The 24,593-nt window shown below is 45.5% G+C and carries 21 protein-coding genes; 19 read left to right on the top strand and 2 right to left on the bottom strand.

Translation table 11 applies throughout. The annotated features are described in order from the left end of the window. The first annotated feature begins 15 nt into the window (after nucleotides 1-15). The 15 genes from KP625_RS10470 (at nucleotide 16) to KP625_RS10540 (ending at nucleotide 17,483) form a co-directional block, all read left to right on the top strand. The gene (locus KP625_RS10470; RefSeq protein ID WP_238297747.1) at nucleotides 16-1,116 is read left to right on the top strand and encodes a pyridoxal phosphate-dependent aminotransferase; all 1,101 of its coding nucleotides are present in this window, start codon (nucleotides 16-18) and stop codon (nucleotides 1,114-1,116) included. A gap of 109 nt (nucleotides 1,117-1,225) precedes the next feature. Continuing rightward, nucleotides 1,226-2,305, top strand: coding sequence for a Fic family protein (locus tag KP625_RS10475; RefSeq protein ID WP_238297748.1), 1,080 nt, complete (start codon nucleotides 1,226-1,228; stop codon nucleotides 2,303-2,305). Between the two features lie 18 nt (nucleotides 2,306-2,323). Next, complete coding sequence (locus tag KP625_RS10480) at nucleotides 2,324-3,895, top strand: cobyric acid synthase (protein WP_238297749.1); 1,572 nt, start codon at nucleotides 2,324-2,326, stop codon at nucleotides 3,893-3,895. A 76-nt stretch (nucleotides 3,896-3,971) separates the two neighbouring features. Continuing rightward, a complete protein-coding gene (locus KP625_RS10485; protein ID WP_238297750.1) occupies nucleotides 3,972-4,520 on the top strand; it encodes a cob(I)yrinic acid a,c-diamide adenosyltransferase in 549 nt (182 codons plus the stop codon). A gap of 50 nt (nucleotides 4,521-4,570) precedes the next feature. Then, complete coding sequence (locus tag KP625_RS10490; RefSeq protein WP_238297752.1) at nucleotides 4,571-6,103, top strand: serine/threonine protein kinase; 1,533 nt, start codon at nucleotides 4,571-4,573, stop codon at nucleotides 6,101-6,103. Between the two features lie 32 nt (nucleotides 6,104-6,135). Next, nucleotides 6,136-7,794 carry an ATP-binding response regulator gene (locus KP625_RS10495; RefSeq protein WP_238297754.1) on the top strand — a complete coding sequence of 553 codons (1,659 nt, stop codon included), beginning with the start codon at nucleotides 6,136-6,138 and terminating at the stop codon, nucleotides 7,792-7,794. Nucleotides 7,795-7,810: 16 nt separating this feature from the next. Next, on the top strand, nucleotides 7,811-9,445 hold the full coding sequence (locus KP625_RS10500; RefSeq protein WP_238297755.1) for a class I adenylate-forming enzyme family protein: 1,635 nt from the start codon (nucleotides 7,811-7,813) through the stop codon (nucleotides 9,443-9,445). Nucleotides 9,446-9,466: 21 nt separating this feature from the next. Next, the gene (gene iorA / locus KP625_RS10505; RefSeq protein ID WP_238297756.1) at nucleotides 9,467-11,209 is read left to right on the top strand and encodes an indolepyruvate ferredoxin oxidoreductase subunit alpha; all 1,743 of its coding nucleotides are present in this window, start codon (nucleotides 9,467-9,469) and stop codon (nucleotides 11,207-11,209) included. Between the two features lies 1 nt (nucleotide 11,210). Then, nucleotides 11,211-11,786: an indolepyruvate oxidoreductase subunit beta gene (locus KP625_RS10510; protein WP_117780013.1), complete on the top strand. Its 576-nt coding sequence runs from the start codon at nucleotides 11,211-11,213 to the stop codon at nucleotides 11,784-11,786. Nucleotides 11,787-11,956: 170 nt separating this feature from the next. Beyond that, nucleotides 11,957-12,286 carry a hypothetical protein gene (locus KP625_RS10515; RefSeq protein ID WP_238297757.1) on the top strand — a complete coding sequence of 110 codons (330 nt, stop codon included), beginning with the start codon at nucleotides 11,957-11,959 and terminating at the stop codon, nucleotides 12,284-12,286. A 48-nt stretch (nucleotides 12,287-12,334) separates the two neighbouring features. Beyond that, nucleotides 12,335-13,390: a hypothetical protein gene (locus KP625_RS10520; protein WP_238297758.1), complete on the top strand. Its 1,056-nt coding sequence runs from the start codon at nucleotides 12,335-12,337 to the stop codon at nucleotides 13,388-13,390. Between the two features lies 1 nt (nucleotide 13,391). Then, the gene (locus tag KP625_RS10525) at nucleotides 13,392-13,970 is read left to right on the top strand and encodes an FHA domain-containing protein (protein ID WP_238297759.1); all 579 of its coding nucleotides are present in this window, start codon (nucleotides 13,392-13,394) and stop codon (nucleotides 13,968-13,970) included. Beyond that, complete coding sequence (locus KP625_RS10530; protein ID WP_238297760.1) at nucleotides 13,942-15,765, top strand: RNA polymerase sigma factor; 1,824 nt, start codon at nucleotides 13,942-13,944, stop codon at nucleotides 15,763-15,765. The genes KP625_RS10525 and KP625_RS10530 overlap by 29 nt, the downstream gene beginning before the upstream one ends. 84 nt (nucleotides 15,766-15,849) lie before the next feature. Then, nucleotides 15,850-16,854 (top strand): hypothetical protein, encoded by a 1,005-nt coding sequence (locus tag KP625_RS10535; protein WP_238297761.1) that lies wholly within the window; start codon nucleotides 15,850-15,852, stop codon nucleotides 16,852-16,854. Between the two features lie 68 nt (nucleotides 16,855-16,922). Beyond that, a complete protein-coding gene (locus KP625_RS10540) occupies nucleotides 16,923-17,483 on the top strand; it encodes an alpha/beta hydrolase (protein ID WP_238297762.1) in 561 nt (186 codons plus the stop codon). An 85-nt stretch (nucleotides 17,484-17,568) separates the two neighbouring features. On the opposite strand, the gene KP625_RS10545 is transcribed toward KP625_RS10540, so the two are convergent. Continuing rightward, the gene (locus tag KP625_RS10545; RefSeq protein ID WP_238297763.1) at nucleotides 17,569-19,182 is read right to left on the bottom strand and encodes a SulP family inorganic anion transporter; all 1,614 of its coding nucleotides are present in this window, start codon (nucleotides 19,180-19,182) and stop codon (nucleotides 17,569-17,571) included. A gap of 101 nt (nucleotides 19,183-19,283) precedes the next feature. Further along, nucleotides 19,284-20,639 carry a sodium-dependent transporter gene (locus tag KP625_RS10550; protein ID WP_238297764.1) on the bottom strand — a complete coding sequence of 452 codons (1,356 nt, stop codon included), beginning with the start codon at nucleotides 20,637-20,639 and terminating at the stop codon, nucleotides 19,284-19,286. A 175-nt stretch (nucleotides 20,640-20,814) separates the two neighbouring features. On the opposite strand from KP625_RS10550, the gene KP625_RS10555 reads away from it, so the two are divergent. From KP625_RS10555 to KP625_RS10570, 4 genes are all read left to right on the top strand, one after another. Continuing rightward, nucleotides 20,815-22,932: a glutamine synthetase III family protein gene (locus KP625_RS10555; protein WP_177969694.1), complete on the top strand. Its 2,118-nt coding sequence runs from the start codon at nucleotides 20,815-20,817 to the stop codon at nucleotides 22,930-22,932. 60 nt (nucleotides 22,933-22,992) lie between these two features. Continuing rightward, nucleotides 22,993-23,340, top strand: coding sequence for an Hpt domain-containing protein (locus tag KP625_RS10560; protein ID WP_238297765.1), 348 nt, complete (start codon nucleotides 22,993-22,995; stop codon nucleotides 23,338-23,340). Between the two features lie 183 nt (nucleotides 23,341-23,523). Next, a complete protein-coding gene (gene spoVT, locus KP625_RS10565) occupies nucleotides 23,524-24,072 on the top strand; it encodes a stage V sporulation protein T (RefSeq protein WP_238297766.1) in 549 nt (182 codons plus the stop codon). Between the two features lie 164 nt (nucleotides 24,073-24,236). Beyond that, nucleotides 24,237-24,509 (top strand): HU family DNA-binding protein, encoded by a 273-nt coding sequence (locus KP625_RS10570; RefSeq protein ID WP_177969617.1) that lies wholly within the window; start codon nucleotides 24,237-24,239, stop codon nucleotides 24,507-24,509. Nucleotides 24,510-24,593: the final 84 nt, after the last annotated feature.

Raw genomic sequence — 24,593 nt, forward strand, 5'->3', positions numbered from 1 at the left:
TGCGAGGAATAAAACATGGAATATAACTATACCCACGGTGGAGATGTCTACCGAAATCCAATCGAATATGATTTTTCTGTCAACGTCAATCCGCTTGGTATGCCGCTTGCAAGTATTCAGGCGGCACATGAGGGAATTGTGCTGACCGGAAGATATCCCGATTACAAGGCTGAACAGTTGTGTCATGCGATTGCGAAAGCGAAGCAGATACCGGCAGACCGGATTATTCCGGGAAATGGCGCAGCGGAGCTTCTGTTTGCACTTGGACAGACAATTTCCGGGAAGGCACTCACGATTGCGCCGACCTTTACCGGATATGCGGAAGCTGTCGCTGCGGGCGGCGGGGAGATGAGTTATGCAGGATGCGAAGATGCGGATATGGACGGACAGGATAGGCTGCAGCTTGATTCTGAAACCGTAATTCAACGTCTGCTTGTAAAACTGGACGATTCCATCCGCCTTGTATTCCTGTGCAATCCGAACAATCCGACCGGAACATTGTTTACGAGAGATCAGATCTTACGTGTGCTTGCGAAGGCGGAAGCGCTACAGGCGTATGTCTGCGTGGATGAATGCTTCCTGCCATTTTTGGAAGAGGAAGATTTGTATAGCATGCTGCCGTATCTGGCAGAGCATCCGCGGTTGTTAGTGCTCCGGGCATTTACGAAGATTTATTGTATGGCGGGACTCCGGCTTGGGTATCTGGCTTGTGGGGATGCAGATCTGCAGTCGAAGATCCGTGCGAAGATTCAGCCGTGGAACACGTCGATTCCGGCACAGATGGCAGGTATCGCGGCATTATCGGATACGGAATATCTGGCGAAGACACGTGAGAATCTGCAGGCGGAACGTGCATATCTCGTACCGCGTCTGCGCGAGCTGGTGACAGAAGTGTATGATGGATATGGGAATTTTCTGTTATTCCGCGATGAGCCGGACCTGAAAGAACGGATGCTTGACGTGGGGGTTCTGATTCGTGCATGTGATGATTTTGAAGAACTTGATGATACATATTTCCGTATCGGAATCCGTTCCCACAGTGAGAATCAGGAATTCATTCGCAGGTTGGTTCGTGTGAAAAATGAGGTAAAACAAATTAAAAATCATATAAAGTAGTGGAAAATGTGCTTTGAGAACCAAAAAAATCACTGTTTTTTTGAAAAACAGTGATTTTTTTGACTCTGAGTGGTATTATATTACTATAAATGAAAAGGGGTGTGAATATATGGAACCATATAAAGCAAAAAGTATGCCTTTGGACTATAAAATAGATAAAGATATGTTAAAACTGATTTCAGAGGCAAATGTAAAATATGGGGAATACAAATCATTGTTAAACACGTTGGAATTTGATGCCAGCTTTTTTTTGGATTCTGTTATATTAAATGAAAGTTATAAATCGACACAGATTGAGGGAACGCAGATATCTCAGGATGAAATGTTTTATTTGAAATATATGGAGAAAACAGATGATAATCAGGAAATACAAAATCTCAAGAAAACAATCGAATATGCACAGGCGTATTTGAGTACAAAAAAGCAAATAAATTATGAGCTTGTAAATGAAATGCATAAAATTATATTAGATAGTGTAAGGGGATCACAAAGAACGCCCGGAAAAATCCGAACGACACAGAATTGGATCGGAGCAAGAGGATGTACGATTGAGGGAGCGACATTTATTCCGCCGGTTCCGGAAGAAGTTTATGGATTGCTTCTAAATCTATACGAATACATGAATGATGCGTTTACAGATCCTTTGTTGGTAAATGTGGCGTTATCCCATATGCAGTTTGAGACGATTCATGCATATAAGGATGGAAATGGACGGCTTGGCAGAGCGTTGATTCCGGTACAAATGGCAATGACGGATGAAAGTACTCCGATTTTGTACATGTCAGAGATTCTCGAATTATATAAGCCATCTTATCAGAGATATCTTATGGAATGCAGAAGAGGTAATGTGGCAGGATATATTAAATTCTTTTTACAATGTGTAATTGACCAGTGTAATTCATATATCAATAAACTGGAAAGAATTAAGGTGATTTATAAAGAAGATATGGAGACAATTAAGCAGATAAAAGGAAATTCGATATATAGAATTATGCCTGTGCTTATGAAGCAGATAGTTTTTAATAAAAAAGAAATACAGGATCTGTCCGGGGTATCTGTGAATGTTGTGTCAAGGGTAATAAATCAGTTAGTAGACTTACATGTGATTGTACCAGATTCCACGGTTTCGAAAAAAGGATATCGATATCAAAGAATATATGAAGTGTTCGTTGGAACAAATGAGTTTTAAATGACAAGGAGACACAAAATGGCAAAATCAATTATGATCCAGGGCACGATGTCCAATGCCGGTAAATCCCTTATCGCGGCAGGACTTTGCCGTATATTTAAACAGGATGGTTACAAGGTTGCCCCATTCAAATCCCAGAACATGGCATTAAACTCTTATGTGACAAATGAGGGGCTGGAGATGGGACGTGCGCAGGTTGTACAGGCGATGGCGGCAGGCGTGGAACCGTCTGTGCGGATGAACCCGATCCTGCTTAAGCCGACGACCGATATGGGCTCACAGGTGATCGTGCAGGGACAGGTTGTTGGAAATATGCGTGCGATGGATTATTTTGCAAAGAAAAAAGAATATATTCCGGTAATCAGGGAAAGCTATGAGCAGCTTGCGGCAGATCACGATATCATTGTGATTGAAGGTGCGGGAAGTCCGGCGGAGATCAATCTGAAACAGGATGATATCGTGAATATGGGAATGGCAAGGATTGCAGATGCACCTGTGCTTTTGGTTGCTGACATCGATCGGGGGGGTGTATTTGCACAGTTAATCGGGACAGTGATGCTCTTGGAGCCCGAAGAACAGGCACGGATCAAGGGATTGATCGTAAACAAATTCCGGGGTGATAAGAAGATATTGGATCCGGGTATTACGATGTTGGAAGAACGTGCAGGAAAGCCGGTACTCGGTGTGGTGCCATATGCAGATGTCGACATCGAGGATGAAGATTCTCTTGCATCGAGCCTCGCGGAGACGCATGTACAGGCAGAAATCGATGTAGCTGTGATCCGGTTTCCACGTATTTCGAATTTTACAGATATGCAGGCACTCAGCATGGAACGGGATGTGTCGGTGCGTTATGTGACAAAGCCGTCAGAACTTGGAGAACCCGATGCAATTTTACTTCCGGGTACCAAGAACACGATTCAGGATCTTCTGTGGCTGCGGGAGAGTGGACTCGAAGCGAAGATTACGCGATTAGCAAAAAAGGGTACGATCGTGTTTGGTATCTGCGGAGGATATCAAATGCTTGGTGGGCTGCTGATGGATCCGTTTCAGACGGAGAGTGCACTTGGAAGTGTGCGGGGCATGGGATTGCTTCCGGTTACAACGGTGTTCGAAGAAGAAAAAAAGCTGGAGAACCGCATATACCGGATAGGAATGCTGGAAGGAGATTTTGCATCACTTAGCGGGAAAAAAGTTGTTGGGTATGAGATACACATGGGGCGGACGGAAGCTGCCGGCAGCGATGCTTCATCACAACAATTTGATACGAAAACGTTTGGCGATAATTCTGTATGCACAAGGAAAGCTATAAATAAAATTTCCCCTTTTGTTCAGGATTCAACAGGAAATCTGCTTGGTTGCACGGCAGGAACTGTAGCAGGCAGTTATATTCATGGAATCTTCGATGAGGTGGATTTTCGGGAAGCTTTTATCAATCTGCTGTATGCGCGGAAAGGGAAAATACGGGGAGAAAGTGAGAATTTGACGTTGCAGGAATACCGGGAACAGCAGTTTGACAAGCTGGCACAGATTCTGCGGGAAAGCCTGGATATGGAGAAAATCTACGAAATTCTGGGACTTTGTAAATGAGGATAACGCGATTTCTGTATGAACAGAAATGAACTCGAAATACAGAAAGCAGTAATAGATTATAAAGGAGACGGAAATGATTCAGGTTTATCATGGAGATGGAAAAGGAAAGACAACGGCAGCCGTGGGACTTGCTGTGCGGGCTGCAGGAAATAAGATACCGGTGCTTTTTGTACAATTTTTGAAGGATGATACATCCGGGGAGATTGCAATGCTGCACAAACTTGGCATTGAGACGTTACATGCAACGGAAATGTATGGATTTGTGAGCCGGATGAGTGTGGAAGAACTTGCAAAGACGCGCACATATTTTGCTGATATGCTGGCACAGGTTGTGGCATGGGTTGAACGACATGAAAAACAGCGTATCCACACACCGGAAGAAAATGTTATCAAGGCGGTTGTGGTACTCGATGAGGTTTTACATGCTGTGAAATATCGTCTGCTTGATGAAAAGAAATTGATGGAAGTGCTAGAGGGCAGTCATTCGCAGGTCGAATTTATTCTGACAGGGCGTAATCCGTCGGACAGGCTTCTTGCACTTGCGGATTATGTTACGGAAATGAAGAAGGAAAAGCATCCTTATGATCTGAGAATTTCTGCCAGAAAAGGGATAGAATTATAGTACCTATTGTGGTAAAATAAGCTTAATCATGGACAAAAACAGGAGTACGCATGGAAGCACATCTGTTACCTTCGGGAACGTATTTGGAACAGAACAAATATTATATTGACCGGGTATTGGGAGACGGTGGATTCGGAATTACATATCTTGGCTTTGATGTGAAGCTGCAGAGGAAGGTAGCAATCAAAGAATTCTATATGCGTGGGTACTGTTACCGGAACCCAGGAGATCCGAATGTCTACACCTATGAAGGCGAAAAGGGTGCAGCGTTCGAGCGGATGAAACAGCAGTATATCGAAGAAGGCCGTGTGCTCGCTGTCCTGGGAGAACAGCCGGGTGTGGTCAACATCTATACATTTATAGAGGAGAATAACACGGCATATCTTGTTATGGACTTCGTGGAAGGACAATCACTGGATGCATATGTGAAAAGCCATGGTGGACAGTTATCAGTTTCGGAAACACTGGCAATCATGCGCCCGGTGATTCGCGCTTTGGCAGGGGTTCATAAGCGCGGGGTTATACATCGGGATATCAGTCCGGACAATATTATGATTACACAGGATCGCAAAGTGAAGCTGATCGATTTTGGAGCGGCAAGACAATATGGCAGTTACAATTCTAACAAGGTGCAAAAGGGTGGATTTTCACCGATTGAACAGGTGACAACACAGGGGCAGGTTGGACCGTACTCTGATGTCTATGCGCTTTGTGCAACGATGTACAGCTGTATGACAGGCAGGAAGCTGCCATTGGCAACTGAGCGGGTGCGGCAGGATGGATTGGCAAAACCATCTGCAATCGGGATTGCGATTACGCCACAGGTAGAAGCTGTTTTAATGCAGGGACTTGCAATGGATTCGGCACAGCGTTTTGCAAATGCGGAATGTCTGTATCGGGCTTTATATGAGGATTTGACACAGGAGTCGCGGAATACATATGATGTGATACATAGTGGTATATCCCATATGTTGTCGGATATGCACACGGAACAGAAAAAAAGGGTACATAGAAAGAAGCAGGTTGGGATAAGCTTTGGTATTGTACTGCTGCTATGTATCGGTGTAATTGTATATTTTCAGAAGTGGCAAAACAGAGATATGGCATCTGCTGCAACAGAAGCAACGATGCAACAGAACATACAGACGGAGATTGATGCGAGTCTGGTGGAGCAGGTCGATTGTACTGCGTATGCACAGGAGTTTTATGAGTTATGTGCGAAGCAGCATGAAGCAAAGGGAAACATGCTTACACAGAGAGACGAATTTACAGATGCGGCAAAAGAGACAGCGGCAAAAAGCGCGGCATTGGAATATGACGGCATAGATGAATTAAATGCCGCATTAACAGAGATTGGCAGTCAGGCGGCTGCTGCTTACAAGATACCGAATACCGGTTGGGTAACTTATACATTTTCACTGGAAGAAGATGTGACCACGGTAAAACAGACATTGGATACTTATATTGCACAGATGAACACAGAAAATCAGGGGACAGTGAATCTGGATAATTGTACCTATCTTGGCGTCAGTGTTGCACGCGCGGAGGATGGCACATTTTTCTGGGCAGTATTTTATCAATAAATAAAAGTTGCAGAACACAGGAAAAGGAGATTATGGGGGATTTTAAAATGGACGAAAAAGGGGATTTGAAAGAAGTATTAAAGAACAAATTGAACCGAGCCATTGCATCGATGTGTGACGAATGGCTGTTGATTGAGGAGATTGACCTCAAGGCAGATACATTTGAGATTCTGCATGACAATCTGTATGAGAGGGGAATTCCGATTCCAAGAGATTGTAGCTATAGTCAGCAGATTCAGGAGATGCAGGAGCTGGTTGCTCCGGAGTACCAGGAGTATTGGTATCAATTTAGAGAAATTTGCAATCTGCAGAAACGGTTGAAATTAAGTGATACAACCGAATGTGAATATATGCTCTGCACCGGGGAAAATGTATGGAGCAGAGATATATTTAAGGTGGTCGAATGGGATGGAGACAAACCGTGGATTATAAATTGGTTTCACGCAAGCATAGATAAGAAGAAATCTGCAGAGTTGAAACAGCGACAGGCAATCCGGGAAGCATATCTGCAAAGTGAGCAGGCGTATGTAATCAAGAATATGTATCTGAAACGTCTGAATGAGGAGTTACAGATTCCAATTAACATGATCGTAGGAAATGCTGCGGTTGCGCGAACATTTGTGACGAAACCGGAGAGGGTAACCGAGTGTATCGAGGAAATCTCTCTGTCTGCAAAGTCAATCTTTCGTATGGTGCGTCAGATGATTAACACAGATGCAATACAGGAAGGAACGCTTATGCTGGATATGCGTCAGGCTTCTCTTGATAATCTATGGAGGAATACGTTGGATATTGTCCGGCCATCTATGCGGATCCGGAGACATATGCTGCATCTGGATATGGCACAGCTATATCATCATGTTGTAATTGGTGATGCTGAGAAAATGCAGCAGATATTATTGAATCTGTTACAGAATGCGATAGATTATACACCATATGGTGGAGAGATATTTTGCGGAATCAAAGAGAAACCATTAAATGACACGGCAGGGTATTATGAGTTTTATGTGCAGGATAATGGTGTTGGGATGTCTGATGAATTTCGTGAGATTATGTTTGAGCCATTTGCAAGGGAACATTCGGGGAAGATTGAACGTGTGGAAGGATCTGGATTGGGTCTTATGATTGTTCAGAATCTGGTGCGCATGCTGGATGGCGAGATTGATGTAGAGACCCGGAGCGGCTGTGGAACCAAGATTACAGTCGGAATGAAGCTGCAATATGGAACAGAGACGAAGGATGGAATTGCAACGGATCAGTATTTTGATTGGGAGGAATGGGAGCCTTCTTTTTCACAGGACCCGTGTTTGATTGGAAAGCGGGTATTGGTTGTGGATGATAATGATATTACAGCGGCAATCGAGGAGCAGATTCTGACAGAACGGGGATTGCTTGTAGAGCGTGCGTTGAATGGCGAGGATGCAATTAGTATGTTTGAGCAGTCGCCACTGCATTATTATAACCTGATTTTGATGGATATGGGATTGCCATATATGGATGGCTATGCTGCAACGATGGGAATCAGGCAGCTCCGTGAAGATGGAAAAGTTGTTCCGGTCATTGCACTTACATCGCGGTTACATGCAGAAGATAAGTTTCGTGGAGAAAAATATGGAATGAAAGCAAGGCTTCAAAAACCAGTCAGCACAAGAAAGCTGATTGAAGCTGTGCGTGAATTTATAGAAAAATAAGGAGTCACAAGGGAAAATGCCAGTTACAGAGTACTTAGAGAGAAATGCCAGATTGTACCCGGATGAGGTTGCACTGGTGGAGTTGAATCCGGATGAGCCGGATACGAGAAGAACTTCATGGAAGGAGTTCGAGCTGATACAGCCATCGAGATTTGAGCCGTATCGAAGAGAGATTACATGGAGTGTTTTCGATGAGAAAGCAAACCGGTTTGCGAATATGCTGATAGGAAGAGGCATCAAGAAGGGCGATAAGGTAGCAATTTTGATGTACAATTGTCTGGAATGGCTGCCAATCTATTTTGGTGTTTTGAAGACAGGAGCTATCGCAGTGCCGTTTAATTTCCGGTATGATGCAGAAGAAATTTTATACTGTGCAGAGCTGGCAGAGGTTGACATGATTGTGTTTGGCCCGGCGTTTATCGGACGAATCGAGACAAATGCAGAGCGGCTTTCCAAGGGAAGACTGTTAATCTATGTCGGGGATAATTGTCCGGAATTTGCAGAGAGCTATCATCAGCTTGTGGCAGACTGTTCGAGTCATGCGCCAAATGTGGAAATCACAGACGATGATTTCGGGGCAATTTATTTTTCATCCGGAACGACCGGATTCCCGAAGGCAATTTTACATAAACACCAGAGCTTAACACAAGCAGCACAGATGGAGCAGAAGCATCACGGTACGAGTCGGGATGATACGTTCCTGTGTATCCCGCCACTTTATCATACCGGTGCGAAGTTCCACTGGATGGGAAGTCTGGTGGCAGGCAGCAAGGCAGTACTTTTAAAGGGGACAAAGCCGGAGACGATTCTCTCTGCCGTGTCGAGTGAGCATTGTACGATTGTCTGGCTGCTTGTTCCGTGGGCACAGGATATTTTAGATGCGTTGGATCGCGGTGATCTGAAGTTGGAAGATTATGAGCTTTCACAGTGGAGGCTCATGCATATCGGCGCGCAGCCGGTACCGCCATCACTGATCAAGCGCTGGAAGGAATATTTCCCGCATCACCAGTACGATACGAACTACGGACTTTCCGAGTCGACAGGCCCCGGCTGTGTACATCTGGGTGTGGAAAATATCCATAAGGTCGGAGCGATCGGTGTGCCGGGTTATCGTTGGGAATGTAAGATTGTGGACGAGAACGGTGTGACGGTACCACAGGGTGAAGTCGGAGAACTCTGTGTCAAGGGACCGGGCGTGATGACTTGTTATTACAGAAATGAGGAAGCAACCGCGGAGACAATCAAGGACGGCTGGTTGTTCACCGGAGATATGGCAAGACAGGATGAGGATGGATTTTATTTCCTTGTTGACCGTAAGAAGGATGTTATCGTCAGTGGAGGCGAGAATATCTATCCTGTACAGATTGAAGATTTTTTACGTAAGTATGATAAGATCAAGGATGTGGCAGTGATTGGACTTCCGGATCGCCGGCTGGGTGAGAAGACAGCAGCAATCATTGAGATAAAAGACGGCATGACATGTACCGAGGAAGAAATCGAGAACTTCTGCTTAGAACTTCCGAGATATAAGCGGCCGAAACAGATTATCTTCCACGAGATTCCGCGAAATGCGACCGGTAAGATCGAGAAGCCGAAGCTTCGTGAGATGTACGGTGCAGACAAACTGGTCGAGAAGGAAAATGAGGCATAAGGATAAAGGAGTAAATTATAAATGAAAGAATTGATGTTGGGAAACAAGGCGCTTGCGCGCGGGCTGTACGAAGCCGGATGCAAAGTGATTTCCAGTTATCCTGGTACGCCGAGTACAGAGATCACCGAGGAAGCAGCCCTGTATGATGAAATCTATTGTGAGTGGGCACCGAATGAGAAGGTGGCTATGGAAGTGGCACATGGCGCGAGTCTGGGTGGAGTCAGAAGCGCAACGGCGATGAAGCATGTTGGATTGAATGTGGCAGCAGATCCGCTCTTTACAATCTCTTATCAGGGTTTAAATGCCGGTCTGGTTGTCTGTGTAGCAGATGATCCGGGTATGCATTCTTCCCAGAATGAGCAGGATTCCAGACACTATGCAGAAGCAGCGAAGGTGCCGATGTTAGAACCGTCAGATTCGGAGGAGGCACGTGTATTTGCGAAGCGTGCGTATGAGTTATCGGAGCAGTTTAATACACCGGTATTTATCAAGATGTGCACACGTGTGGCACATTCCCAGAGTGTTGTAAATACAGAGGAGCGAATCGTTCCAGAGCAGGTCCCTTATAAGAAGGATCCGGCGAAGGTTATGATGACGAAGAATTCCCGCGACGCACATGTGCGCGTGGAGCAGCGGACGAAGGATCTGATCGCATTTGCGGAGGATTGTGACTTAAATCGCGTGGAGATGGGCGATACATCAATCGGATTTATCACAAGCTCCACATCCTATCAGTACGCGAAGGAAGTATATGGGGATAATGCAAGCTACCTGAAGCTCGGCATGATCTGGCCGCTTCCGGAGAAGCTGATCTTAGATTTCGCAGAGCATGTGGATAAGGTTGTAGTCTTAGAGGAGTTAGATCCATTTATCGAGAATCACTGCAGAAAGCTTGGCTTAGAGGTTGTCGGCAAAGAGACATTCCCAATCTGTGGCGAATTCTCACAGAATCTGGTACGTACGGCACTTGGCGGAGCCGCACCGGATGAACTGGCGATTGCCGATGAGATTCCGGGACGTCCGCCTGTGATGTGTGCGGGCTGTCCACACCGCGGAATCTTCTATATCCTTTCGAAATTAAAGTGCATGGTCTATGGAGATATCGGATGTTACACATTGGGCGCTGTGGCACCGTTAAATGCAATGGACTTAAATGTCTGCATGGGTGCATCGTGCTCCGGTCTGCATGGCTTTAATAAAGCGATGGGCGAACAGGGCGAAAAGATGAGCGTCGGTGTAATCGGTGATTCGACCTTTATCCATTCCGGTATTACAGGTATTACAGATATCGCCTACAACATGAGCAATTCGACCGTGATCATCCTGGATAATTCAATCACAGGTATGACCGGACATCAGCAGAATCCGACAACCGGTAAGAACCTGCGTGGCGAACCAGCAGGTAAGGTGAATCTCGAAGCACTTTGTGCAGCACTTGGATTTAATCGTGTCACAGTTGTCGATCCGTACGATCTTGCCGAAGTGGAGCGTGTTGTGAAGGAAGAACTTGCCGCGGAAGAGCCGAGTATCATTATCAGCCGCCGTCCATGTGTTATGATTAAGGGTACAGTACATAAGCCGCCAATCAAGGTGGATACCGATAAATGTGTTGGTTGTAAGATGTGTATGAAGATTGGATGTCCTGCGATTTCCGTGCGGGATAACAAGGCAGTGATCGATACAACGTTGTGTATCGGTTGTGAAGTATGTACACAGATGTGTAAATTCGGCGCATTGTGTCCGACAGCAAAGGAGGGCAGGTAAGATGGAAACAAAGAATATTATGATCGTCGGTGTCGGCGGACAGGGTACGTTGCTTGCCAGCAAGATTTTAGGACATGTGCTGCTTTCACAGAATTTTGATGTGAAGGTTTCTGAGGTGCATGGAATGAGCCAGCGCGGTGGAAGCGTTGTCACATATGTAAGATATGGTGAGAAGGTGTATTCACCGGTGATTGACAAGGGTGAAGCAGATGCGATTGTCGCATTTGAGAAGCTTGAAGCTGCAAGATGGATTTCTTACCTGAAGAAGGGCGGACAGATCATCGTGAATACACAGGAGGTAGAACCGATGCCGGTTATCACAGGTGCTGCGGAGTATCCGCAGGAGCTTGTTTCTAAGATGGAGGCAGCCGGTGCGAATGTCGATGCGAAGGATTTCCTTGCTATCGCAGAGGAGGCGGGTTCTGCCAAGGCGGTAAATATCGCACTCATGGGAAGACTCTCCAAGTATTTCCCGGAGATTCCGGAGCATGCATGGGAAGAAGCAATCGACGCAATCGTTGCGGAGAAGTTCCGTGCTTTAAACCACAAAGCATTTGAACTTGGAAGAAATGCATAGTTAATAAGCGTAAAAAGGGCATAATTGGTGTGCCCTTTTTACATATGTGATAAATTTGCGTGGCTGTTACAGATAAGTGTAAACTTTGCCTGAAAACACCGTTCCTTTGTTCGTGTAATATAAGGACATCAGCAAGAACTGAAAAACAGAAGAACAAAGGAGAGGTTAAAATGAAGAGATTGGAAATTGCGCAGTATATTGCACTTGGAGCAACTTGTATGACAGTATTGGGGTTCGTGATTAACCTTGCCACACAGAGCAGATGGAGTATAATGATGTGTGGATATGGTGTGATGATCGGATTGATCTCATACTTCTTCGGCGGAATCAAAACTGCAGTGAAGATGGCGGGAAAGATTGCAAAATGGGGCTGGATTATTCTGCCGTTTCCGTATGATATCGTGACCGGTCTGGTTGCATTTTTTATTTCGATTTTCGTATTTATGGCGTTGCCAATTATTCCGATTCGTAAGGCGTACAAGGAACAGTCGATGGAGTAAACGGGTGCCTGTGACAGGTATCTTACAGGATGATGTACAGAATAATATATGGAAGAAAATGGATTTGAGACAAGATTGATAAGAGAAGAGATTGGAAGGTGTGAGGATCTCGGAGAGCTGAAAACGCGGATTTTTCCGCTGCTTCAGTCCCAGCAGGAACTGTGGGCACGGAAGATGCTGGAAATCCTTGCGGAGAGCGGACTTACGAAGTCTGCATTTGCGAAGCGGTGCCGTGTAAGCCGGGTGTCGGTTGACAAATGGTGTAAGGGAGCGATTCCGAAGAACCGTGAGACATTTCTTAGGATCGGCATGGCGGCGGAGTATGACTTGGAGAGGATGAACCAGCTCCTTCGGCGGTACGGGCAGTACCCGGAGCTTTATTCGAAGAGCTTGGAAGACTGCGTGTGTATCTATGTGTTAAACCACAGGATTGAAATGGATGGTTTCGGAAACAGGGCATCAGAAAAGTGTGAGGAATCGTATGGACTGACCGCCTATGATTACATATTGTCGCAGATTAAGGAGAATATGACAGCAGATACGGACATGGAAATCCCGGATATTAATACGGCACAATTTGCCGAGCGGTTATCACAGGTGGAGAATGCAGATGCCCTGACACAGTTTATCTATGACAATATCGCAACATTTTCCACGGCATATCAGAAGTTTTATGCCTATGTGAAAATGTATGTGACGATCAATTACCAGCGGTATTCTTCGAGTGTGGCGAATCTGGCAGAGGGACAGGGCTGGTCGTCTTCTCTGCGGCAGTGTGTGTCTGCGATACGGCAGAACAAATGGTATCCGACACGGAACAAGATTATCTCGCTGGGACTGCATCTGAGCATGGATCATGAGCAGATTGACGAGATGCTTACACTGGCACATATGGAGCCTTTGTGTGCGAAGAACCTGTTTGAGAGTGTGATCCTGTTTATTCTGGATGATGCGGAACTGAACAACATGCTTGATACGGAATCCGAGGAGTTCGATCCGGATGAGTTATGCCGCTATGCGCGCAAGGTGCTGCTGGAGCTTGACCTGCCGGAGATTGACACATTTCTCGCGGAACTTCCGGATCTTGATACGGATATATGGTAGGATGGAAAATAATTTAATCGTAATTGAAAATGGACAATTGAATATCTATTTGCTGGACAATCAGGTTGTCTGGGAGGTGGGAAGAATGTCGAAGGAGCATACACCGGATATCCCGATGCATGCAACGACGATCAGCCGCAGACATGGACGGTTCCAGAATATGGATGGTATCTGGTTTTACATGGACGAAAACCCGAAGAATGGTACGATCCGAAATCAGAAGAAACTCTCTTCCGGGCTGCATGGACGTGTCAAGCCGGTGATGGTTTCGCCAGGTGATGTGTTCGTCTTTGGCGGCGGCGAGAATGCAGTCGTAAGTCCGGCGACGGTGTGGGCGTTCTTCCGGACGCGGTACTATGATGCGCCGTGGCGGGCGATGGATTCGCGAGGCTGCAGCAAATTCCTGATCGTGGATGGGGATACCCGGACGAAGTTAGCGAATCCGGAGCCGGGAAGTGTGGTAGAATGTGAACACGGGATGGTGATCTATATGGGTGCGCTTACCTATGTGATCGGACCACTCAAGGTGATGGGAAGTAAAGGGAGTACAGATGGAACCAATTATTACAGAACAAATTGAGAAATTTCAATCCGGAGATTTCAGCGGATATGAGAGCTTTTATTATGCGACATCGCAGACGGTCTATACGATGCTGCATACGATTATTCCGGATGAGAACATTGCGGCAGAGCTGATGCCGAAGGTATATGAGAAAATCTATGCGAATGTGCAGACACTTCTGCAGACGGAGGCGTTTTATGCGTGGAGTGCGAAGCTTGCAAATGAGGAAGTGTTGGAATACCTAAAGGAGAGCATGGCGCAGGCAAATGCGGCTGTCACACAGGCAGAGATGGATGTTGTAAATGCACAGACTATGGAATCGGCAGACAGCAGTTCGGATATGCCGTTCTATGATTATGCAGCGGAGGATGAAGCTCTCGTAATCACAGAGGAATTATCCGAGGATCGCGCATTTACAGAGCAGGTGCAGGCTGTGATCGAGACGTTATCGCCGATGGAAAAGATTGTATTCCAGTCGTATTATTATTTTGGCGAGAGCGTGCCAATGATCGTAGAAAAAACGGGATGTACGACACGGGTGGTAAAGCATACACTTGGACAGACACGGACAGCCATGCTTTCAGCAATCACAACGCATGGACAGGCACCGGCATATGAGGTAAAGCAGGAGAATTCGCATAAATTCAGCTTGAAGGATACACCTTGGCTGTATATTTTGTTCCAGAATTATATTGGAAAGGTGACGGGTATCGCGCATGTCGGAATCACAGGAAGTGCGGCTGGTGCAATCGCGATGGTTGGGCAGGCTGGTGGCGTGACAGGAACATCTGCGGTAATCGGACAGGCAGGTGGTATTGCAGGAACCGCGGCAGGACAGGCAGGGAGTGCTGCAGGTGCAGCGGTAACCGGACAGGCAGGCGGAGCTACAGGTGCAGTAGCGAAAGCATCCGCACAGGGAAGCGCAAAATTCCTTGGTACGGTTGGCGGAAAAGTGGCAGTTGGCATCATCGGAGTTGCTGCGGTTGTCGGAATCGGTCTGGGAATCCATCATGCATCGTCCGAACCGGACAGAGGTGCTGTAATAAGCCAATATGAGGCAGATGCGACAGAGCAAACGGAATTGGAAGCAGATACAGTGACGGAGCCGGGGATGAATACCGAGTCAGAAGTGGATTCGGTATCAGAATCAGAGGAATCGCAGGTAAAGAGCCAGTTGGAAGTAATGCTGGAACAGGCGAGAACGGGGATGGAAGATTATGCTGCAACCGGGAAAAGTGAGTATTCAGATTATTACACAATTACAACGTATAGTAAGGAAAATAGTTTTTATGCACTGGAAGATATTGACGAGGATGGAGAAGATGAACTATTGTTTGGTTGTTGGAATCCAGAGAAGAGAATGGTAGAAATCCGAGATATCTGTAATTGGGAGTACCACCCTGAAGCCAGATATGGAAATTGTTATTATAGTGAAGGAAATGTTATGTCGGTACATGCCTCCGATGATCAAAATTATGATTTGGTATATTATGATTCGTCGTTGGAGGATGATTATTCTTGTACATGTTTATTAGAATTGCGTGGAAGAGATAGCGTAATTAGATATTATGAATTAGGTTATGGTGCTCAACCAGATTATTTCAGTGGACCGATAGAGGTTACATATGATACATTCCTTCAGCAATTAGACGATGATTATCAAAGTCTACAGTATACGGAAATTGATGAATCAACATGGGCAGGGAAGGAAGAAGCACATCCATATAAGAAATTATCGTGGAAACCAATGTTTGAGGACGAAACAATTCTGAACGAAGACCCATCAATCCCGGATGCGGATGGGAAATTCTAAATAAAAAAGATAGAAGCCTGTGAGTGTACTGTAAAATATCGTACATATAATAAGCAAATATGTTTTACGAAGGGGGGAGAACCAATGAATTCAAACAACACGGAGCAAAAAAATAAATTCAAAACAGGGGATGGTAGTGCGGCGGCAGGACCGGAAGTTACAGGTGGAAGTGCTAGAGGTGGATCACTGGCAGGATTTCTTGGTACGATCGGTGGGAAAATCGCGATTGGCGTTGCAGGGGTGGCAATTGCAGCTACGATAGGCTTTGGAGTGCATCATGCGGTAACAACACGGGAACCGGAGAGTGTAAAACCGACGGATACACCAACTGTGACTACAGTTGTAGAGACAACAGAGTATACGACGGAAACAGAAGAAACTATAGTGGTGACCACGGAGGATACAACGCAGGAGACGACAGTGGCTGCTATGGACGAATCCGATGACATTGGTGTATCAAAAATGGATTATGACAAAGCGGCGAAAGAGGCGTACAAGGAGTTTTTGTTGTCTGGTCTTTCGACGGGAACATTATTGGGAACGGATGGATATTCTTGGGATACTACGGAACCTGGATTTAACTGGGTTGAACATGATTTATTTGCAATTGCAGATATTGACGGAGATGGAAAAGCAGAACTCACTTTTAAACGACTGGCTGCATGCGTGGCTGGGTACTGGGGCCTTGCATATACGTATAATACGGATACAAAAACCGTAGAAGTAAAATATAATACGGGTCCTTATGCATCGTACTATGCCACAGGATATGTGAGATTTGACATATCACATAATCAGGGACCATCCAGCATTTGGCCATGTACATACGGTAAATTCGAGAATGGACAGATTGTCCTGCTTTATGACGTATCAAACTGGGATAAATCATTGTCAAGTTATGAATTCCCGGATGAACAGGATCTCGATGGGGATGGTTGTATCTATTACATAACAGATCGTGCAACTGGGGAGACGCGAACAGTCGATAATCCAGAGTATGATGCATTTATGCAGGGATTAAATATTGGAGAAGAAATGCAGCTTGACTATAAAGGCTATACAGCAGAAAATGTAAATGCAATTCAATAAAAGATATGCTTGAGATAAAAATGCCAAGACGTATAATACAATCAAAAAGAAAAACGAGGAATTAATCTATGACAAAACTGGCAATATTTTTCCCGGGAATCGGATACCATGCGGATAAGCCGCTTCTATATTACAGCCGGAAGCTGGCTGGCGAAGCAGGCTATGAACAGATTGCGTTGAAATACGATTATCAGGCGGGGAATATCCGCGGGAACAAAGAGAAGATGGAGGCGGCTTTCCATGCACTGTATGCGCAGGCGGAAGAACAGCTTGCCGGGGTCGATGTTACAGCGTATGCGAAAGTGCTGTTTGTATCGAAGAGCGTTGGTACGATAATCGCATCAGCCTATGCACAGAAGCTCGAAGAATCGGGAACGAAAGCAGAACTTCGTCATATCTTATACACGCCGCTTGAAGCAACTTATACCTTCTTACCGAAGCATGCGGTTGCATTTATCGGAACGGCTGATCCGTGGAGTGATGTGCCTGCGGTGATCCGGATGAGTGAAGCGCAGGGTGTTCCGATGCATGTCTACGAGAACGCAAACCATTCTCTGGAGACTGCGGACACGATGCACAACCTGAAAATCCTGCAGGATGTGATGGAGAAGACCAAAGCAATTATATAATACAAAAGCCCCTGTTGCAGTCCGGTGTGATTGGAAATATATCCACAGACGCAATCGGGGCTTTTTGTTATGGTAAGCAGAATGTTTAATTATCGAACGTTGCCGCTTTTGCTAACGCAACATCGATGTTCTCACAGAAGTTCTCTTCGCCAAGCTTCTCTACGAAGCCGGCTTTCTCCATGACATGGCGCGGCTGCTCGTTCACGTGGGAGAGCAGTAAATGGATGCCCTTCTTCTGGCACGTTTTGTATGCTTCTTCCAGTGATTCCAGCCCGGTGATGTCCATAGCCGGAACATCACGCATACGAAGAATCAGAACATTCTTGTGTTTTTCGTTTGTAAATGCAAGGTAGTCATTTGTCTCCGCAAAAAACATCGGACCGAGAATTTCATATACCATTGTGTTACGCGGTACATTCTTCAGGTCCGTGTGCTCGGAGATCTCGTTTTTGTCCAGATCTTCTTTGTAGATCCATGGTTTCACTTCACCGACATCGGACATTCGCTTCATGAACAGGAATGCTGCCATGACCATACCGATCTCGATAGCCACAACCAGATCGAAGAATACCGTCAGAAGCAGGGTTGTGATCAGGACGAGAATATCGCTTTTCGGTGCGGTCTTAATCATGTGGCCAAATGTCTTGAAGCCACTCATGTTGTAGGCAACCATAATCAGGATTGCAGCAAGACAGGTCATCGGAATCATAGATGCATACGGCATCAGGAACAGCAGAATCAACAGCAAGGTGATTGCATGGACGATACCGGCGATTGGTGTACGTCCGCCGTTTTTGACATTGGCTGCGGTTCTGGCAATCGCTCCGGTTGCCGGGATACCGCCGAAGAGCGATGACATGATATTACCGACACCTTGACCGACTAACTCCGCATTCGAACGATGATGTCCACCGATCATACCATCGGATACAACACAGGAAAGCAGCGATTCAATCGAAGCTAAAATTGCAATTGTAAATGCCGGTGAGATCAGTTTTTTTACGAGGGCGAACGAAAGCTGCGGGGCGGCGAATTTTGGGAAGCCTGCCTTAATCGTGTACAGATCGCCGATCGTAGCAACCGGAAGCTTGCCAAGCTGGACAATCAGTGTGGTTACGAGAATTGCAATTAAGCTGCCCGGAATCTTCGCAGATACCTTCGGCCAGAAGATCTGGATCAGCAGCGCGAGCATACCGATACCGAACGTCATCCAGTCAATCGTGTGAAATGCTTTCGCATAGGCAGCACATTTATCAACAAATTCGGATGGCACAGCTCCCATGGACAGACCGAAGAAGTCCTTGAGCTGTCCGGCAAAGATGCCGATGGCGATACCAAATGTAAAGCCGACCGTGATTGTCTTCGGGATGAATTTGATCAGATTGCCGAAATGGCACAGTCCCATGATGATCATGATGATGCCGGACAAAAAAGTAGCAATTGTAAGTCCGGTCATGCCATATTGGGCGATGATGCCGTAGATGATAACAACGAATGCTGCGGTAGGACCTCCGATCTGCACGCGGCTGCCACCGAGCAGGGAGATGAAGAATCCAGCGATGATGGCGGTGTACAAGCCCTGCTCCGGATTGACACCGGAGGCAATGGCAAGTGCAATCGACAAAGGCAATGCGATGATCGCCACGATGATACCTGCGACGATATCCTTCACAAACTGTTCCTTTGTATATGTTTTCATAGTGCTAAAAAGTTTCGGTTTTATATATTTGAGCTTTTCCATATCAGTAAAATCCTTTTCGCTTTATCTAAAATATAGTATAACGATCTCCCCGGATCCGGCTACAGCAATCCCTGAATCAGAATGATCAGAATCAAAACCGGCAGTATAAACTGGAAATACGGCTTTAATTTCCGACTGATTTTAAGCCCTTTTCCGGTGTTTGCCTCTTCGATGTAGTTATCAAATCCAAATCCCCATTTGGTAACACAGAATAACAGATAGATGAGTGATCCAAGCGGCAAAAGCAGGTTGCTTACTAAGAAGTCTTCCGTGTCGAGTACGTCACGACCGCCGATCAGATGCACATTGCTCCATACGTTGTAGCCAAGGACACAAGGCATGCTTGCAATCAGAATGATAACACAGTTGATAAGCGATGCTTTGTTCCGGCTGATGTGGAACATATCCATACAGAAGGAAATGATGTTCTCGAACACAGCGATAACCGTCGAGAAGCTGGCAAATGTCATGAACAGGAAGAACAATGTTCCCCAGATCCTGCCGCCTGCCATATTCACGAATACGTTCGGGAGAGTGACAAAGATCAGACTCGGACCGGCACCGACTTCCACACCATAGCTGAAGCATGCCGGAAAGATAATCAATCCTGCCATGATTGCGACAAATGTATCAAGTGCACAGATACGGACGCCCTCCCCGGCGAGCGTATTGTCCTTGCTCATATAGCTTCCGAAAATCTCCATTGCCGCAACACCTAAACTTAAGGTGAAAAATGCCTGGTTCATCGCAGCGGAAATCACGTTTTTGAGACCGACTTCAGAGACGGTTTTTGCATTTGGTACGAGGTAGAACTTCAAGCCTTCCTTTGCACCGGACAATGTCAGACTATGTATTACTAAGATTAAAATCAGCGCAAGCAGTGCCAGCATCATGAATTTACTGATCCTTTCCAGACCATTTTGCAAGCCACGGCTGCAGATGAGAAATCCCGCGACTACGGTAATTACCATCCAGAGCGTCATCTGAAGCGGATCACCGAGCAGATCGGCGAACACCGAAGAAGTTGCGTCTGTGTCCATGCCGGAATGAAATGCGCCGGTTGCAAACTTATAAAAATATGAAAGCATCCAGCCGGATACGGTTGTGTAATACATCATCAGCAGATAGCATCCGGCCATGGCGAACCAGCCGTGGATGTGCCATTTGCTGCCGGGCTTTTCAAGCGCTTTGTAACCGAGTACCGCACTCTTACGGCTTGCACGACCGACCGCGAATTCCATTGTCAAAACAGGTAGTCCCATGATTACCAGAAAAATCAGGTAAAAGAGTACAAAAAGACCGCCTCCGTTTTCGCCTGCGATATAAGGGAAACGCCAGACATTTCCGATACCGATGGCGCATCCTGCCGATACAAGCAGAAAACCAAGACGGGATTTAAAAGATTCCCGTTGCATATATTTTCCTCCTGAATAAAAATGCCGTCAGATAATGAAAGATTGCGGCATATTACCTATTATAGTGTTTGACAAAGCAAACTTCATAAAATATACTATAAAAAAAATAATAATACAAGGGGAGAACTTTCAAAATTAATTAAGGAAACGTGAAAGGACAGGTTTAGAGTACAATATGGAAGAAAATGTAAATGTAACAGAAATTTTTGGCTGTGATGTGTTCAACGATGCAGTTATGGAAGAGAGACTTCCGAAGAAAGTTTATAAGGAACTGAAGGAGACAATCGAAGAAGGTAAGGAACTGTCTCTCGAAATCGCAGATGTGGTGGCTCATGAGATGAAGGAGTGGGCAATCGAGAAAGGTGCGACACATTTTAGTCATTGGTTCCAGCCGATGACAGGTGTGACAGCAGAAAAACATGACGCATTTATCACAGCACCAAAAGAAAACGGAAAGGTATTATTGTCCTTCTCTGGCAAGGAATTAATTCAGGGTGAGCCGGATGCATCTTCTTTCCCTTCCGGAGGTCTGCGAGCTACTTTTGAGGCAAGAGGATATACGACATGGGATTGTACATCACCGGCGTTTGTCCGTCATGATTCGGCAGGTGGAATCCTCTGTATTCCTACCGCATTCTGTTCGTATACGGGGGAGGCACTCGATCAGAAGACACCGCTGCTTCGTTCGATGGAAGCAATCAACAAACAGGCACTTCGTATATTGAGATTGTTCGGAAATACAACTGCAAAACGTGTGACACCATCGGTTGGTGCCGAGCAGGAATATTTTCTGGTTGATAAAGAAAAATGGTTGAAACGTAAGGATCTGATTTATACAGGTCGTACGCTGTTTGGGGCAATGCCGCCAAAGGGACAGGAGATGGATGACCATTATCTTGGTACGATTCGTCAGCGTGTCAGTGCATATATGAAGGAAGTAAATGAGGAGTGCTGGAAGCTTGGTGTTGCTGCGAAGACACAGCACAATGAGGTTGCTCCGGCACAGCATGAGCTGGCACCAATCTATGCACCGGTGAATATTGCACAGGATCACAATCAAATTATGATGCGGATTTTAAAGAAGGTAGCAAGCCGTCATGGTATGCGCTGCCTGCTTCATGAGAAGCCGTTTGCCGGCGTAAATGGTTCCGGTAAGCACAATAACTGGTCCCTGACTTCTGATGATGGTGTGAATCTGCTTGAGCCGGGCAAGAACCCACATGAGAACAAGATGTTCCTTCTTGTGCTTGCATGTATTTTGAAGGCGGTTGATGAGCATGCGGATTTGCTCCGTGTGTCTGCAGCCGATGTCGGAAATGATCAGAGACTGGGTGGAAATGAAGCACCACCAGCCGTAATCTCTGTATTCCTTGGAGACCAGCTTGAGGATGTGCTTGATCAGATTCTGAAAAATGGAGAGGCAACCCACAGTATCAAGGGGGAAAAATTTGCAACGGGTGTTACAACACTTCCGGACTTCCGCAAGGATGCAACGGATCGTAATCGTACTTCACCGTTTGCATTTACCGGAAATAAGTTCGAATTCCGTATGCTTGGATCCCAGGATTCCCTGTCTAACTGTAACGTTGTTTTGAATACGATCGCAGCAGAGGCATTTGAGGAGGCCTGTGACAGACTGGAAAAGGCTGATGATTTTGAAAAAGAATTGAATGCATTAATCGTAGAATATATGGAACAGCATAAGCGTATTATCTTCAGTGGTAATGGATATTCCAAGGAATGGCAGGAGGAAGCGAAGCGCAGAGGACTTCCAAACCTTCCAACCATGGTCGACGCGATTCCGGCCCTTACTACAGATTCTGCTGTCGCTATGTTTGAGCATTTCAAAGTGTTTACGAAGGCTGAGCTTTCTGCAAGAGCAGAGATTCAGTATGAGATCTATGCAAAAGCAATTAATATTGAAGCGAAAACGATGATTGATATGGCGACGAAACAGATTATTCCGGCAGTTGTGAAATATACAACTGTGCTTGCGGAGTCTGTGAATCAAGTTCGGGCTGCCGGAGCCAGCTATAATGTGAGTGTACAGGAGAAGCTTTTGGAAAAGACATCATCTTTGTTGGCAGATAGTTATGGAGCGCTCAATTATCTCGTCCATGTAACAGGTGAGATTGAGAATATGGAAGAGGGTCCGGAACGAGCAAAATATTGCCGCGATATTATCATGCCAGCTATGACAGCATTGCGTACTCCGGTTGATAGTCTGGAGATGATTGTTGACAAAGAGATGTGGCCGATGCCTTCTTATGGGGATTTGATGTTTATTTTATAAAGATTTTAGTGAATAGATAGATGACAGACCGGATATGCGATTTACGAAAGGGATACAAAGATGGATGTAAGAGCATGTTATGAAGAAATGGGGTCTAATTTTGATGAAGTGCTGAGCCGTCTGGGCAGTGAGCAGATGGTACAGCGGTTTGCCCTCAAATTTTTAAATGATAAGTCCTATGAAACATTGAAGGAAGCGTTACAGGAAAACAATGTCGAAAGTGCATTTCGTGCAGCACATACATTGAAGGGTGTGTGCGTAAATTTAGGATTTGATAAGCTGTTCTCCGCGAGTTCCGCACTCACGGAGAAGCTCCGGGCGAAAGAATTAGACGGCACGGATGAGATGTTTGAAAAAGTGAAGGAACAGTATGAAATCACAATAGGTGCAATCCAAAAATTACAATAGGAGAAAACGAAATCCATTTTTGAATGACAGAGAATAAGAAGCGGAACCTGTTGAGATGATCTCTATGTAGCGAAAGTTTATTAATTTCTTTAAATAACAATCGAATATTTCTTTTGATTTTCCACATACTACCCATACAGTACAAAAATGGAAGTATATCAGGAGAACAGGAGGAATGATCAAATGAAAGCAACAGGAATTGTCAGACGGATCGATGAGCTTGGCAGAATCGTTGTCCCAAAAGAGATAAGACGGGTATTACGGATTCGGGAAGGCGACCCGCTTGAGATATTTACAGATAAAGATGGAGAGATTGTACTCAAAAAATATTCGCCGATTGGAGAGCTGTCCGCATTTGCACAGGAATATGTAGATGCGATTGCATCAAGTCTTGGCTGTGGTGTCTGTGTGTGTGATCGGGATCAGATTATCGCGGTTGCAGGTATTTCAAAGAAGGATTTACTCGGCAAATCGCTGCACCGGGAATTGGAAGATGCAATCAATGATCGCGAAGTGATTCTGGCTCGAAAAGGTGAGAAGAAGTTTATCAGGATTCTCGGACATGGCGATAATGAGTATGATGGAGAGATTGTACAGACGATTATCTGTGAGGGCGATGCGATAGGCGCGGTAATTTTGCTTAGTCGGGATGGAAGCAAGCAAATAGGCGAATCAGAGGTGAAGGCAGCGGCGATTGCAGCAAATTTCCTTGGGAAACAGATGGAAGGTTAAAATTAGCATCGAAATTCCCAAAAACTTGGCTTTTTTCCTTGACAAACAAAGGGCAACAAGGTATAAATATGCGTAGGGCATTTCTCGTAAATGCTGATAAAATAAGATTCGACCGCGGGGGATGTGGTCAAGAAACATCGTTTTATTTATAGGAGGAAATTTCGATGAACAAGAATGAATTAGTTGCAAAGATGGCTGAGAAGGCTGGACTTAAGAAGACAGAAGCTGAGAAGGCACTCAAGGCTTTCACAGAGACAGTAGCAGAAGAGTTAAAGAATGGTGAGAAGATTCAGTTGGTTGGATTTGGTACATTTGAAGTAGCTGAGAGACCTGCTCGTGAGGGACGTAACCCAAGAACAGGCGAGACAATGAAGATCGCTGCTTCTAAGACTCCTAAGTTCAAGGCTGGTAAGGCTTTAAAGGATTCTTTAAACTAATCTGAGATTCTTACGGAAAAAGATTTTCGATAAAGAGTGAAAAGCTGTCGCATATCGCGGCAGCTTTTTCATATAACAGGAAAG

It is taken from the genome of Eubacterium sp. MSJ-33 (assembly GCF_022174665.1).
Classification (GTDB): domain Bacteria; phylum Bacillota; class Clostridia; order Lachnospirales; family Lachnospiraceae; genus Coprococcus_C.